Annotated in this window: 12 protein-coding genes; 1 reads left to right on the top strand and 11 read right to left on the bottom strand. The window is 42.7% G+C overall.

Annotation, left to right across the window (positions count from 1 at the left end; genetic code table 11):
* Nucleotides 1-6 precede the first annotated feature (6 nt).
* The 4 genes from HC246_RS04665 to HC246_RS04650 form a co-directional block, all read right to left on the bottom strand.
* Entirely contained in the window at nt 7-669 is a 663-nt protein-coding gene (locus tag HC246_RS04665; protein ID WP_169362379.1) for an ABC transporter ATP-binding protein, read from the bottom strand.
* 61 nt (nt 670-730) lie between these two features.
* Nucleotides 731-2,029, bottom strand: a complete 1,299-nt coding sequence (locus HC246_RS04660; protein ID WP_211167628.1) for an ABC transporter permease — start codon at nt 2,027-2,029, stop codon at nt 731-733.
* 16 nt (nt 2,030-2,045) lie between these two features.
* Nucleotides 2,046-3,464, bottom strand: coding sequence for an efflux RND transporter periplasmic adaptor subunit (locus tag HC246_RS04655; protein ID WP_169362378.1), 1,419 nt, complete (start codon nt 3,462-3,464; stop codon nt 2,046-2,048).
* 444 nt (nt 3,465-3,908) lie between these two features.
* Nucleotides 3,909-5,012: an ISAs1 family transposase gene (locus HC246_RS04650; protein WP_169361865.1), complete on the bottom strand. Its 1,104-nt coding sequence runs from the start codon at nt 5,010-5,012 to the stop codon at nt 3,909-3,911.
* Between the two features lie 251 nt (nt 5,013-5,263).
* Here HC246_RS04650 and HC246_RS04645 point away from each other — a divergent pair, with 251 nt between their 5' ends.
* Complete coding sequence (locus HC246_RS04645; RefSeq protein WP_169362377.1) at nt 5,264-6,157, top strand: cation diffusion facilitator family transporter; 894 nt, start codon at nt 5,264-5,266, stop codon at nt 6,155-6,157.
* A gap of 21 nt (nt 6,158-6,178) precedes the next feature.
* On the opposite strand, the gene ypfJ is transcribed toward HC246_RS04645, so the two are convergent.
* The 7 genes from ypfJ to HC246_RS04610 all read right to left on the bottom strand — a co-directional run bounded on the left by ypfJ (nt 6,179) and on the right by HC246_RS04610 (nt 13,916).
* The gene (ypfJ, locus tag HC246_RS04640) at nt 6,179-7,060 is read right to left on the bottom strand and encodes a KPN_02809 family neutral zinc metallopeptidase (protein WP_169362376.1); all 882 of its coding nucleotides are present in this window, start codon (nt 7,058-7,060) and stop codon (nt 6,179-6,181) included.
* Nucleotides 7,061-7,162: 102 nt separating this feature from the next.
* Nucleotides 7,163-7,957: an ABC transporter permease gene (locus tag HC246_RS04635; RefSeq protein ID WP_169362375.1), complete on the bottom strand. Its 795-nt coding sequence runs from the start codon at nt 7,955-7,957 to the stop codon at nt 7,163-7,165.
* A gap of 212 nt (nt 7,958-8,169) precedes the next feature.
* Nucleotides 8,170-9,951, bottom strand: a complete 1,782-nt coding sequence (locus HC246_RS04630) for a tetratricopeptide repeat protein (RefSeq protein ID WP_169362374.1) — start codon at nt 9,949-9,951, stop codon at nt 8,170-8,172.
* 103 nt (nt 9,952-10,054) lie between these two features.
* Nucleotides 10,055-11,521: a M16 family metallopeptidase gene (locus HC246_RS04625; protein WP_169362373.1), complete on the bottom strand. Its 1,467-nt coding sequence runs from the start codon at nt 11,519-11,521 to the stop codon at nt 10,055-10,057.
* Between the two features lie 31 nt (nt 11,522-11,552).
* The gene (locus HC246_RS04620; RefSeq protein WP_169362372.1) at nt 11,553-11,900 is read right to left on the bottom strand and encodes a hypothetical protein; all 348 of its coding nucleotides are present in this window, start codon (nt 11,898-11,900) and stop codon (nt 11,553-11,555) included.
* A gap of 133 nt (nt 11,901-12,033) precedes the next feature.
* Complete coding sequence (locus HC246_RS04615) at nt 12,034-12,786, bottom strand: DUF4276 family protein (protein WP_169362371.1); 753 nt, start codon at nt 12,784-12,786, stop codon at nt 12,034-12,036.
* Nucleotides 12,783-13,916: an AAA family ATPase gene (locus tag HC246_RS04610; RefSeq protein WP_169362370.1), complete on the bottom strand. Its 1,134-nt coding sequence runs from the start codon at nt 13,914-13,916 to the stop codon at nt 12,783-12,785. Before HC246_RS04610 ends, HC246_RS04615 begins: the two co-directional genes overlap by 4 nt.
* Between the last annotated feature and the right edge of the window lie 25 nt (nt 13,917-13,941).

Genomic DNA, 13,941 nt, shown 5'->3' with positions numbered 1-13,941 from the left:
GGGTTTTTATTTAGAAATCAACCCATCTTGAATGCGAATAATGCGGCGAGTTCTCTCAGCGACATCTGGCTCATGAGTTACCAGCACAATCGTAATCCCCTGCTCATTTAAGTCAGCAAGCAAATTCATCACCTCATGAGAAGTATGCGTATCTAAAGCTCCCGTTGGTTCATCGGCAAGAATTAAGGCTGGACGATTGGCTAAGGCTCGAGCGATCGCTACCCGTTGCTGTTGTCCGCCTGATAGTTGATTGGGACGATTTGCCATGCGATCGCTAAGTCCCACTTTTGTTAAGGCTTCGACAGCCAGACGACGACGCTTTTCCTTAGGAATATTGGAATAAATCATCGGTAGCATCACGTTCTCAAGGGCAGTTGAACGGGCTAGGAGATTAAACTGCTGAAATACAAACCCAATGCGACGATTGCGAATATAGGCGAGTTCATCATCGTTATAGGTGGTTAACTCCCGATTTTCGAGATAATATTTCCCTTTGGTCGGGCGATCGAGGCAGCCGATGATATTCATGAGGGTGGATTTGCCTGAGCCTGACATCCCCATGATTGCGGCATATTCCCCAGATTGAATCTCTAAATCAATACCTTTAAGAACGGGAACATCAACTTCACCGAGTCGGTAGGCTTTGCGGATATTTTCTAAACGAATCATAGTTAGTCACTTGCGTTATATTCGAGAGAGCGTAAACCGAAGGTTTACGCTCTCTCATAAATTAGTCGCTTCTAAGCGCTTGAATAGGATCGAGTTTGGCGGCACTGCGGGCGGGAATTACCCCTGCCACTAAGCCAACAATCATTGATAAGCCAAAACCTGCCAAAACTGCCCAAATTGAGATCAGAAATGGGAACTGAAAAATTGTTGCTGAACCATAGGCGATCGCTACTCCTAACCCAATTCCAACTATGCCACCCAGCCCTGAGACTAAAATCGCCTCGGTGAGAAACTGATTGAGAATGGCAGCTCTCGTTGCTCCTAGCGCTTTGCGGACACCGATTTCACGGGTGCGCTCGACCACGGAAACGAGCATGATATTAGCAATACCAATACCACCAACGATCAGAGATATGGCAGCGATCGCGCCGACCATCAGGGTTAGCAATCCGACAATATTTGTAAAAGCGCTGACAATATCCGTTTGGTTGACAATGCGGAAATCATCGGGCTGAGGTGGATAAATCTTATGGCGCAGACGCAGGAGATTGGTTAATTGGAATTGAGCCGCCTCAATTTCGGATTCGTCTAGAGCCTGTACCCAAAAACCACTCACGGAGATGCCTTGCAAAGAATTATTGCCAACCTGTCGCGCTGACATATTTTTTAAAGGAATATATACGCGATCGTCCTGATCGAAACCACCTGAAGCTCCTTTTGATTCCATTACCCCGATGACTTGGTACTGCTCTCCCTGAATGCGAATTCTCTCGCCGATCGCATTTGCCCGACCAAACAAATCAGATTTCACCTTCGAGCCAAGTACTACTAAGGATTTAGCATTATCAATATCTTCTTGCTCAAAATATCTACCCTCAGTTGGGAAAGTATTCCGAATTGGTGAATAATTAACATCCGTGCCAATCACCGTCGTGGAAGTATTTTGATTACCGTAGGAAACCTGTCTATTGCGCTGTAAATATGCGGACATCAACTTGATCGCAGGGGCTTTGGCTACAGCTTGAGCATCTTCTAAGGTCAAAGTGGAAGCAGAACCACCACCCTGATTAATACCACCTGTTCTTGCTGAACCTGTGAGGACGTTAATCGAATTTGTACCAAGCGCCTGTAACTGATTTTCGGTTGACTTCTGAATGCCTTGTCCGATCGATGTAATCGCAATTACCGCCGCAATCCCAATGATTACGCCTAGCATCGTCAGGGCTGTGCGGAGACGATTATTCCACAGAGATTCTGCTGCCATAGTCAGAATCTCTGCAAAAGGAACTTTCGCAACCTGAATACGTTGCCTTGCCAATGTTTTTGCTGGAGGTTTGGCGATTGGCTTTAACTTTTGCATAAATTTATTCTCACCTTTACCCTCGTTGTCTCTGCGGCGTAGAAGGCGTTAACCCCGGAACACCTCTAGGCTCGGTCTTGGGACGGGAACCTTCAGGGAAGGAAACAAAGATTTTCTCATCACCATTCAAGCCTGACTTCACTTCGGTTTTGTCATCCACGGTGACACCTGTTTCAATTTGTGTAAATACAGGAGTTGTATTCTGTTCTGTCTTCACATAGACCCCTGTACTGCCCTGCTGCCGCACGATCGCAACGGTGGGTACGACCAAAACATCCTTTAGTTGTCCTGCCCGAAATTCTAAGCTAGCATTCATGCCCGATCGCAACATTTCCTTGTCCTTAGAAGTGATTTCTGCCTTCACCTCAAAACTGGTGACATTTTGATTAACGATCGCCTGTGGTGAAATCGATACGACCCGCCCGCTAAATTTCTTATTGGGATAAGCGTCAACTTGAAAGGAGACCTCCTGACCGACGGCAATTTGAGCAATATTTGCTTCGGCAACATTGGCGACGACTTGGTTATTGCTAGCAAGGGCAAGAATTGAAGAAGCCGTTGCGGAACTTACTGCACTGCCTGAAGTTGTGGGAGTTACAAAGGCTCCCGGATCGGCATACTTCCTAACTACTACACCATCAAAGGGAGCGCGAATAATCGTATCTTCCAATTGTGATTGCACAGTTTGCAAAGTACCTGCTGCCGCCACAACTTGAGCCTGAGCGCGATCAATATCCTCAGGTCGTGAACCTGCCTGTTGCAACGATAAAGCCTCTCTCGCTTGGGTGACTTTAGCGCGATTTGCTTCCATTGTTGTCCTTGAAGCATCCAGATCCCTAGAAGCGATCGCCCCTTCTTTATATAGCTGTTGATTTTGACGATAAACGATTTCTGACTGTTCGAGGGTAGCTTGGGCATTAGCTAAGTTTGCTTGGGCTTGGGCAATATCTTGAGAACGATTGCCTGCGCGGAGGAGGTCGAGACTTGCCTGCGCTGCCGCCAATTGCCCATCAGCTTGGGTAATTTGTCCTAAGGTATTGGACTCATCCATATAGGCGAGGATCTGTCCTGCGGTCACAGATTGCCCTTCTTTGACTAATAAACTCTTGAGCCTACCTGAACTTTTAGGACTGACGTTGATGGATTTTTCGGGCTGGATCGTGCCATTTGCGGTAACGATGATCGGTAAATCAGTCCGCTTTATCGAAATTACGCGATCGCGTTTACGGCTGCCTTGATTACTGGCAGGGGCAATCATTTGAGTGTAGGCATAGTAACCACCACCGCCAACTAACGCAAGGATTAAGACAATGGCAATCCGCCATTTCCAGCGTCCTAGAAACGATTTCTTGGGCGGAGCAAGCTCGTCGGGAAAATCGGATAGTTCTTCGGGGAGATTATCTTCCTTCGGTTCTAGCTGGTTCTCGGTTTGCATAACAGTCACGTCAATGGTTGATACCTTTAGACTCTTATATACGATAAAACGTTCACATATTCTTAAATCAATAAGCAGATCTCATAAAATATCCACCAAAAACTCACTCCCGCTAGATAATAGGTGGTACGAAGTGCTGCCTATCATCTATGGGTTAAGGATTGGTAAACGTCAATTAGTTCCAGCCATCAATCTTTATACTGGTGTGATTACTACAGTGATTTGCAAAGGTATCCATACACATTTGCAAACAAAAAAGCAATTCTAGTAACTGGTGTTATTTGGAAAGTTGTAAAGCCCTCACCCCTAGCCCCTCTCCCGCAGGAGAGGGGAACAAGAAAATAATATGGGTTTTGCTCCCCTTCTCCTGCGGGAAAAGCAGGGTGGTTTCATTTTCGGAAAAGCAAGCAGGAAGGGAGAAGCAGAAAATTTAGAAGGAGGAAATCAGTAAGAATAAGAGCAGGAGAGAATATCAAAAACTTGATGAACCTGATTCGCGAGAACCCGTTGCCCCTGAGGAATCGTCCGAAAGCCAAGGCGACGAACAGTGGTCATGATAAAACAGTGAATAATTGCCCAAATAGTAGGAGCATTACCACCACGACGTAACCCCGTATCCTCTTGAAAAAGGACATCGCGCACCCAATGTAAGCGATTTTCAATGCCCCAGTGTAGGCGAATCGGGTCAAGAAACTGAGCCGCCTTGAGAGACAAGTCAGAAATATAACCAACTGATTCGACAAAAGGCTTGTCATCACGCCAGCCCTCGCGTTCCACATAAATCAAAGACTGTAGAGACGACCATTGTTTACGTAGGTGAGTCGGCGCAGGATAAACCCAAACGCGACGGCGCACTTGACGGCTATGAGATTTGTCAAACTCTTCAGCATAGCTAAGGGCTTCCGTGGTTTGATGTAAGTTATCCAAAATCTTGAGCAAATTCGGTTGATTATTTTTGAGCGCAATCAAATAATGCTGTTCCTGTTCAACAATTAATTTCACCGTATCTTTTTGGCAATGTAAGGCATCTAGGGTGAAAGAGGCTTTCTGCCCTTGTAAAGAGGTAATCACTTGTTTAACGACTTCGATTTCACTAATTTGTTTGTTTTCGGATACGGCAAGGGCTATTACTTCTCCCGTTTCATGGGTAAAGGCTGATACGGTACTGGTAAAGTTTTGCCTAGAATCAGTCTGATTGGAGACAGTACATTTGATGCTTTTTCCGTCCATCGCCAGCCATTGCCCTGATTCGCCTGTATAGCTATTTCTACACCACTCGTTAAATAGTTTAACTATTGGCTCAATTTCTACTCCTTGAATGACACGACGAAAGGTCGAATATGACGGGATTCGACTCTCTGGTGCTAGCTCTAGCCTTGTTTGTAGGGTTTGCCAATGTTTCTCACAGAAATCTGCTAAGGGTCGATATCCGTGATAATTACACAATACTCCCAGCAAGGTTAAGCACATGACTAGCCATAGTGGATGTCGCTTACCTTTACTTTTCCGATGGTCTGGGATCTGCTTTAATTGTTCTATAAAGTTCATGGTCTGGTTTTGCTTTTTGTTTAGCTCTTAACAGACCATTTTTTACTATTTTGGCTTTGCTGTTTTTCTGTAATCCCTTCTCACTATCACTTCCCGAAAATGAAACCACCCTGCCTTCTCCTGCGGGAAAAGGGGTTGGGGGATGAGGGTTCCACTTACCATCAGCTAGTAAGAGTTTTGAGGTTTCATTTTGCCTACGGCAAAATGAAACCCGATGTATCACTTGGATGACTGTTCTTAGAAAATCTGATATGCAAAATAGATCCGCTCGTTCTTATGCTTTTCTGTCGATTGGAGCCGCCATCCTTACTATCGGATTGAAATTAGGTGCTTATTTATTAACTAATTCCATTGGATTTTTATCCGATGCCCTTGAATCAGGAGTCAATCTCATTGCCGCAATCGGTGCAGTGTGGGCTTTAACCTATGCCGCGAAACCTCCAGACGAGGAACATGCCTTCGGACATTCCAAAGCTGAATATTTTTCCAGTGGGTTTGAAGGCGCATTAATTTTAGTTGCGGCGGTTAGTATTGCGATCGCGGCAATCCCTAGACTCTTGCATCCTCAGCCTCTAGAGCAGATCAGTTTCGGTTTAGTCTTATCCCTAGTCGCATCAGCAATCAACGGTGGACTTGCCCTGATCTTACTCAAAGCAGGGAAACGCCTCCAGTCGATTACGTTACGTGCTGATGCTCATCATTTACTTACCGATGTATGGACTTCTGTGGGGGTAATCCTCGGCATATTATTAGTATCTGTAACAGGATGGCTGATTCTTGATCCCTTAATCGCTCTATTGGTCGCGGCAAATATTGTCTGGACTGGCGTAAAGCTAATACAGGAGAGTGGATCGGCGCTGTTAGATGCTTCTATTCCATTAATGGAAAGGCAAATGATCGATGAGATTTTATCGGCTTACGATCGCCAGAAGATCCAATTTCACGATATTCGTACCAGAATTGCAGGCACAAAGAGGTTTGTCTATTTTCATGTCTTAGTCTCAGGAACATGGACTGTGCAGGAGGGACATGACTTATGCGAAGAGATTGAATCCAAAATTATGGCAACTATCCCCAATATCAAAGTATTTACGCATTTAGAGCCTTTAGAAGATCCTACATCATGGACTGATCAGGGACTGTAGGGACGCTTCTCATCCCTTTGTTTACAATTGATTGGTGGCAAATGTATCACACTGATTCATATCTCCCGTATCCAGACCACGCTTAAACCAAGTGACCCTTTGTTGAGATGTGCCATGCGTAAAGGATTCGGGAACTACATGTCCACTCTTTGACTGTTTTTGTAAGTAGTCATCACCAATTTGCGTAGCTGTATTGAGAGCCTTAGTAATATCTTGATCGGAAATCAGACCACGCTGAGCCGTGAAATGTCCCCATACACCCGCAAGGCAATCCGCTTGTAATTCCTGACGTACTGAGAGTTCGTTAGCTTTGACCTTGTTAGAGCTTGCCTTTAGCTGTCTGACATTACCAGATATGCCGCGTAAATTTTGGATATGATGACCGACTTCATGGGCGATCGCATAGGCTCGCGCAAAGTCCGCATCACTACCAGCCGTAGCTTCTAGATATTTAAAGAAACCCATATCTAGGTATACTTTTTTGTCCGCAGGGCAGTAAAAGGGACCTGCCGAAGTTTTTGCGGAGCCACATGCCGAATTAACGGAACCTGCAAATAGGACTAATTTAGGGGCTTGATAGTTAGTATTTAGTTGTTGTTTAAAAATTCTTCCCCAAGTATCTTCGGTATCACCAAGAATTGATTTGACAAAGGCAGAGTCACGATCTTTGGTGGGTTGTTTGACTAGAGACTGTGGTGCAGGTTGCTTTGTATTAGATAAAAAGCCTAAAAGCTGAGCAGGATTAACTTTAAAAACTAGACCCGCAACTAGGGCGATCGCAATACCACCAAAGCCTAGTCCACCTAGACCGCCGAGCATTCCTAATGGTGATGAGCTTGAGCTAGATGAGCCGTCACGCACATCTTCTACGTTGTCGCTCTCCCGCATTTCATCCCATTTCATATTGTTAATCCCTGCTTTTATGGCAATTTATTGTGGAGAATATAGCATTTCTCACTCTTGTTGAATCAGAAAAGAGGCTTAAGCTTGGTTTTTAGATAGATTTTATGCACCCATTCCCGAATATTGTTTAATGCCCTTACGCCATAGCCAGCGATTGATTACAAAAGTAACTGCCATCCATCCCCCCATTACGCCAATTCCCTGCCAGATATTTACCGCCTTGCCCACTAAAATCGCAGAGGGGAAATAGACCATATAGGGAAATGGAGTCCATAGGACGATATCCCTCGCTAATGGGGGAAACACTTCTAAGGGCGCAATAATTCCTGAGAGAAATATATAGGATAAAAACCAGAGTTGCTCGATCGCACTAGCGCGTTCTGTCCAAAAGGCAAGCATTCCAAAGGTATATTGAATTAGGAAGCGTAATAAAAAGGCGATCGCCACCAGAAATGTTGCGAGTAAACCAGTTGCTAATGAGGGTATCCAAAATGATTGTGGATAGAGAATAAAAAATAGTGCTACCAAAACCACCAACATCGGTAATCTTGCCCAACGCTCGGCAATGTGATTGATTAAATGATGCCAAAAGGGATCGATGGGTTGTAATAGCCGATGGGAAAGTTGACCTGAAATGAGTTCCTTCTCAAAGTCCCAAATCACCCAGACAATATTAAACTGGCGCACGATAAATACGGCGAGAAAGTAACGGATAAATTCTAGCGATGTCATGCCAAAGCTACCATTTTCTGAAGCCTTGAGCCATGCTCCCATCAAAATAAATGGCAAAGAATTAGATAGTAACCAGATAAACAGCTCGGCACGATATTCGAGCATGTAGGCGTAATAGGTTAAGAACATAGTCTTAACAACGCGAAATATATATCTAAGCTGCATAGTTCAGTTTATCTGTTATCGCAATTTGGACTTTTGCCTATGGCAAACCCTAAACTCCAAAACTTGGCTGTGATTGATTTTTGCTTGGCAAATTGAGTATACACGCATTTGCCAAGCGCTTGGTTTTATGGCGATCGCTTAGGGTTCTGCGATTTAATAAGGAACCAAATTTTTTGTGGCGCGGCTTCGCCGCGCCACAAAAAATCGGTTCCTTATTTTCCTGTATGTCCCTTGGCGCAGGTTACTAGTTGAGATATGGAGCGATCTTGGAGAGATTGCGATATTTGCAGAGATTTTTCATATTGTCCTGATTCTGCATAGGCGATCGCAATTTCTTCTAATAACGAAGCCTTGGAAGAAATATCTGGTTCTGAAGACTGAGGCATCTGTTGAGCAAATACCAAGGCTTGCTCCAGATCGCCGACATCAAGAAATTGCTTGACAATTAAAATAAAGGACTCAAGTTGCCAACGAGTTTCCGTAACTTGTTGCAATAGTTTCAGCGCTTTGGTGGTATGCCCAGCTTTTGCGAAACCTTTGGCTAGATCTGCCAAGACAAAATTTCGATAAGTTGGGGATAAACGACCTTGTAGACTTTGGGCGGCTTCTAGCTTTCCATTTTTGAGATAAGCCTGAATTGAGTCGTATACAACTTGCTGCATTAAATTATTTGGTAAATTCTTGATCAGACTGAGAGCTAAATCAGGATTGTCGTTCCGAGCTAGGTTATCTGCCACATCAATCAAAGTCTGTTGCTTTTGCTCCACCGATTGAATCTGCTCAATCATCTGTAGTGCTGTTTGAGATTGACCTAACTTGGCATAGGTCTTAGCAATGACATTCCAAGCTTGATCGCGATCAGCAGTTGATGGAATTGTTCGCGCTAGCGATTCTGCTTCATGTAATAACGGTGCGAGCAGATCGATGTCTTTGCTAGCATTTTCACTGCGAATGTTCGCTAAAATGGGAGATAGACCTTTAAATCGCTCTACTGGATCAGCAATAGTATTGACTATCTGCATTGCCGAGTCCACTCCTGAAAACTGCAACCATTCTGAGGCTAACGCATAGGTGATAAATCTGCTCATCTCAATCGTCGGATGCGAGATTGCAGTCTGTAAAATCTTGCCAAATATCTGCTTCAATTTAGCTTGACGTTCATCGCCAAAATCTAATACAGAAGGAGGTAAGTAAGTTCTTTCGGCAATTATCGATAGCCACCAGACTTTACTTAATGGGTTACCAAAGGAGTTGGCATAGTCAAGAATCTGGGCAAACAACTGCTCAGCTTTACTAACTTTTCCGAACGCACGATATTCCCAACTGAGATTGTTCAATAAATTTAGCCAGTCTTGTCTATCTCTACCGCTATTACTTTTTTTGAGGGATTGGGTGACTTCTAAGCTCTTATCTAACATAGCGATCGCCTGTTCTTGCTTGCCCAAGGCAAACAATCCTCTAGCAATCTTCACCATATACTCAACCTTGTCTCTAGGCGATTCATTGAGTTTTTGTTGTTTGATATTTAGTCCTTGTAAAAGAGCTTTCTCTGCCAGTTCTGGCTGTTTTAATTCGATAAAAAGCATTCCTAAGTTTCCCCAAAGATCATACTTCTCTCTATAAAAAACAAGGGTTTGCCATCTAGATTGCTCATTATTGCTGATTGATGACAAATCATTTTGTAGTAACTGGGATGCTTGATTAAGCACAGAAACTGCTTTTTCAGGTTCATTTACTGCTATGTAATGGTATACAACCTGTATCAATGCCTCTACTTGCATTTCAGGAAATTGCTTCTTGTCCATGCCATTAACTAGTTGCAACACAAGGCGATCTTGATTGGCTTTCTGATAGCGTCTGAGTTGGAGCGCGAAGACTGAGACTTGTTTTGTCGGTTCCGTAATCGTTTTCAACCTTTGTAAATGACAAACAGTAGGAATCCCGCCCATCTTGATGTTACTTTCAATCTCTGGAGTTTTAGCTAAACTAGCCATCGGAAAGCTGGCACATAAAAAAAGAATGCCGAATCCACTTATTAATCTTTCTTTTGTAATGAAGCTCATATAAACTGCCAATATTATTGTTATTGAGAATGACTCAGAGAGAATTAACTTCTTTCGTGACCTTTTTCCGCCGCCATATTTTATAGATAATGAACCCTCCTACAATAATGATGATGACTATCCCAGCAATTTGTAACCCAACGATTAAAGTAATGGCAGGCTGATGTATTGCTACAAAACGATGTTGTGGCACAAAATAGGTTTGGACAACGCGAACAAGATCCTTTGCCGAAACTTTCTCAATTTCTGAGACATAATCTGGGATGGTTTCCGTGTTTGAGAGTATAGCTGACCAAGATATCAATGAGCCTGCGATCGCGCCATTACCTTCTCGTGAGATCAGCCAAGACCGAATTAACGCTGTTTTTGCTTCTGCTAAACGTTTTTCATCTACTTTGCCTTGTCGCACATTCTCTATATAGCTATCAATGAGTTGTAAAATCGTATCTCGATGTTTTTCTTCGGAACGAGTAAAGACTGCGAAATATCCCACATCCTCATAACTATTGTTATAAGCCGATAAACTATAAACCAAGCCCCGCTTTGTGCGAATCTCGTCTGTTAAATCACGATTCATCATTTTCGCTAAAACATCAAGACTCCAGCGATCGCGATGTTTATCACCGACAGTTTGTGCTCCTGTCATTAAGCGAATTTGATCATTGAGCATCGGCCCTGCAACTTTGACGCGATAGGCTCCTTGATTGGCTGGGATTGCGTTTGTAATTGAGTTGGGTTTCCCTTGCGATCGCAAATTACCAAAGTAGGTTGTTACCATGGGTTTCAATTGTGATGGCTCAATATTGCCAACCACGATCAGAGTCGCATTCTCAGTGGTGTAATGCTGTTTGTAATAATCCAGCAACATATTCCGATCAATTCGTTTCAGGGAATCCTCTTCTCCAATCACACTCATTGTCAAAGTGGAATTTGGGAATAGTGCTTTTTCCACTTCTCGACTAAGATCGTAACCATATCCCCATGCTTCTAACTGATTGATCAACCATCCATACTGTCCTCCCTTTTCTTGGAAAACCACATGTCGCTCTTTCTCCACCTTATCCACAGGAAATGTCGGATGAAAGACTATTTGCGATAGCCAATCTAAAGCTGTTGAGATATCGCGATCGGCAACCAGTGCATAGTAACCAGTCTGCTCTCGATCTGTCCAACCATTCCATGACCCACCAATGTTAGAGATTGTATCTTTAACCTGTTCTTCATTCCAACGTTCTGTGCCCGTAAAGACCATATGCTCGACATAGTGAGAAATCCCATTATTGGCAGCAGTCTCATTCCGCGAGCCAGTTTTTATTACCAGATAGACAATCACAGATTGGCTATCTGGTCGATATTGATGCCACACACGCAAGCCATTGGCTAGCTGATAGCGTTCTAGGGGAATTGATGGATTTGATTTAGCTTCTAGAGATTTAGGTATGGTTGTGCTAGCAACGCATAGTAATAGAGGAAATAAAACTAAATCTCGAAGTAAATTCATTGGTTTATGGATGGTTGATGTGATTAATTATCTAGGTCATTTTGCCTTTAACTACCAGATAAACTGACCCTGGCAGCCAAAACCCAATCGTTACGGGAAATCTAGAAAAGTTTCCTTGATGAGCACCTTCGATCAGAGTAAATATGCAAGATGCTATGCCGATCGCACCTAAAATCCGTAAGGTTACAGGACGTGACTTGGGAAAGAAGCAAGTACTAGCGATCGCGCCAAGTACTGCCAAAATTAAAACCCCACCTGCTATAAATGTAGGACGCTGTTCTGGAGTTAAGGCTGCATATCTTTCTGGGGCTAACATGAACAGCAGGATCCCCGCCACAATGGTAAGGATACCGAGAATATTCCAAGTCGTTTTACTCATGATAGTCTCTCTACAAGGATATGGCTAACTTGAGACTATTATCCAAAATCCCTCAATATGAATAGGCGATCGCAGTCCTTGCTTTTATGTGTTTATCAGCATACATATTGTGTGATAGCGATCGCTAAAGTTTCTACGATTTAACAATGAACTGATTTTTTGTGGTGCATATTGCTGCTGCTATGAGGTTTTGAGTAAAGGCTGCATATCCATGAGGACAATGGTTTTTAATGATGTCTAAATTTATGTGAGTGGCAAGATCCCAACGGATTTTTAATGGTCGTTGATTATTTGTTTTCTCATTTAGGTATGTAGAATTTGCGATCGCATCTTCTAAAATCTCTTTTGTATTTTCTAAATCCTCTAAGTTTTCTAACTTGGCAATATCTACGCCTAAAACCTGTGAAATAGTCTGAGTATCGGCAAGTAACCATGTCTCAAAATTTCTAATTGCTAATCCACCCGCACTGCGATCGCTAATTTCCTGTTCATTCTCATCTAAATGATTACTACGAATTTTAGCTAAAGCAATTTCTAAATCATGCTGTCTTTTGGATAAAACGTCGTCGGCATCAACCACTATCAAAATCATATCGATCTCTTCAGGTTTCCATGCGATGACCACTTGGGCAAGATATTTGGGTTGTAAAATTGAGTGCCCAGTCCGCCTCGTAAAAATTCCACTTTCATGATTTGTAGGATGTCTTTGCACAAAGTCACAATCTAAACCAATGGCTTGAAGCTCTCGTCTAATCAGAGTATGCAAAGCACCTTCTCTACATCTTTCGATAATTTTTCCACCATCTTCTGGGTTGATATATGGAATACTTGCACCGAGTTCTGCTTCTCCTTCAGCAATTAACCCAATCCGAATCGCACGATTCATGCAGGATTACCTCCAAACTGGTTGGTAAACCAAAGTTCACCAAGAGAACCATCATAGGCTTCTAGTGCTTTTTGAAAACGGACAGAATCTGTGGGCAAGTTATGAACTTGAGTTTTGCCTTCGTTATCAAGTTCTACAGCGCGGACTTGATGTGGTTCGACATAATTTAGTAGCGTGGGAGAATGGGTTGTAATCAATACTTGAACTGGTTTACCAGTGATTCCTTCCGTGGAAACAAGTTTTAATAGCTCCATCATTTTGTGCAGTAGCCAAGGATGCACGCCATTTTCGATTTCTTCAAAGCAAATAATACTAGGGGTGTTTTCTTGATATAGCGCTGTCAGAAAAGCTAATATCCTCAATGTGCCATCAGATATATCAGAAGCAGGAATATGATGTTCTGAATATTTATCTATCAATTGTAATGAGAAACTCTGATTACTACTACGAGGTAATGAGATTTTTTGTATGTTTGGAACAAGAAATTTTAGCCTCTCTTCTAATTCATCAAAACCTTTACGATTACTAAGTAAGATATCAACTAAAGCATAAGCTATCCCCTCTCCTGTTCTTGCCATACTGCCATTGGATGAAACTTGGTTAGACAAATTTAGTGGAGCAAAATCGTAAATACAAATCTTACGCAAAGCTTCTGCAATTGGAGAAAATTGATAGTTGTTGGCAACCAGAAATGCACTTAAAGAAAGCGTATGTGAAGCCTCTGAAGTTTCCTTGGCAATCTCGTTTTCAAGGATTTTTATTAAAATATTTTGCTGTGGGTAAGCAAAACTCACGAAAAGATCAGTCAGTTTGGATAAAGCGGTTTCATTTTTTTTAAGAGCACTGACTATGAAACAAAGATGATCTAAATTACCATGCCAAAATTTAGACTCAATATTTACTTGGGTTTTACTCACGGCTTGAAGTGATTGGGAAAAAAAATCCTTGGCATTGTATGCGTTATTGATACTCCCTGCCAGTCTATTAAGGAAATCAGATAATACAACTAGAGATTCACAAATATTGGACTTGCCAGAGCCATTTGGCCCAATAAAGACAGTTAGTGGTTCTAGATCTATTTCAGTGTCAAAGAGGCTTTTATAATGTTGGACTTTAAGTTTGGATAACATAATCTATTCTAGGTTTCAACTTAAT

This window comes from Pseudanabaena yagii GIHE-NHR1 (assembly GCF_012863495.1).
Classification (GTDB): domain Bacteria; phylum Cyanobacteriota; class Cyanobacteriia; order Pseudanabaenales; family Pseudanabaenaceae; genus Pseudanabaena; species Pseudanabaena yagii.
Note: the sequence above shows the minus strand (reverse complement) of the source record. Positions and strands in the feature narration are given on the sequence as shown.

Excerpts from the sequence above, each read along its gene's own strand:
- HC246_RS04620 (WP_169362372.1), bottom strand. The coding sequence starts at position 11,900 with ATGAGTAAAACGACTTGGAATATTCTCGGTATCCTTACCATTGTGGCG.
- HC246_RS04655 (WP_169362378.1), bottom strand. The coding sequence starts at position 3,464 with ATGCAAACCGAGAACCAGCTAGAACCGAAGGAAGATAATCTCCCCGAA.
- HC246_RS04610 (WP_169362370.1), bottom strand. The coding sequence starts at position 13,916 with ATGTTATCCAAACTTAAAGTCCAACATTATAAAAGCCTCTTTGACACT.
- HC246_RS04625 (WP_169362373.1), bottom strand. The coding sequence starts at position 11,521 with ATGAATTTACTTCGAGATTTAGTTTTATTTCCTCTATTACTATGCGTT.
- HC246_RS04645 (WP_169362377.1), top strand. The coding sequence starts at position 5,264 with ATGCAAAATAGATCCGCTCGTTCTTATGCTTTTCTGTCGATTGGAGCC.
- HC246_RS04630 (WP_169362374.1), bottom strand. The coding sequence starts at position 9,951 with ATGGCTAGTTTAGCTAAAACTCCAGAGATTGAAAGTAACATCAAGATG.
- HC246_RS04615 (WP_169362371.1), bottom strand. The coding sequence starts at position 12,786 with ATGAATCGTGCGATTCGGATTGGGTTAATTGCTGAAGGAGAAGCAGAA.
- HC246_RS04635 (WP_169362375.1), bottom strand. The coding sequence starts at position 7,957 with ATGCAGCTTAGATATATATTTCGCGTTGTTAAGACTATGTTCTTAACC.
- HC246_RS04660 (WP_211167628.1), bottom strand. The coding sequence starts at position 2,029 with ATGCAAAAGTTAAAGCCAATCGCCAAACCTCCAGCAAAAACATTGGCA.
- HC246_RS04665 (WP_169362379.1), bottom strand. The coding sequence starts at position 669 with ATGATTCGTTTAGAAAATATCCGCAAAGCCTACCGACTCGGTGAAGTT.
- HC246_RS04650 (WP_169361865.1), bottom strand. The coding sequence starts at position 5,012 with ATGAACTTTATAGAACAATTAAAGCAGATCCCAGACCATCGGAAAAGT.
- ypfJ (WP_169362376.1), bottom strand. The coding sequence starts at position 7,060 with ATGAAATGGGATGAAATGCGGGAGAGCGACAACGTAGAAGATGTGCGT.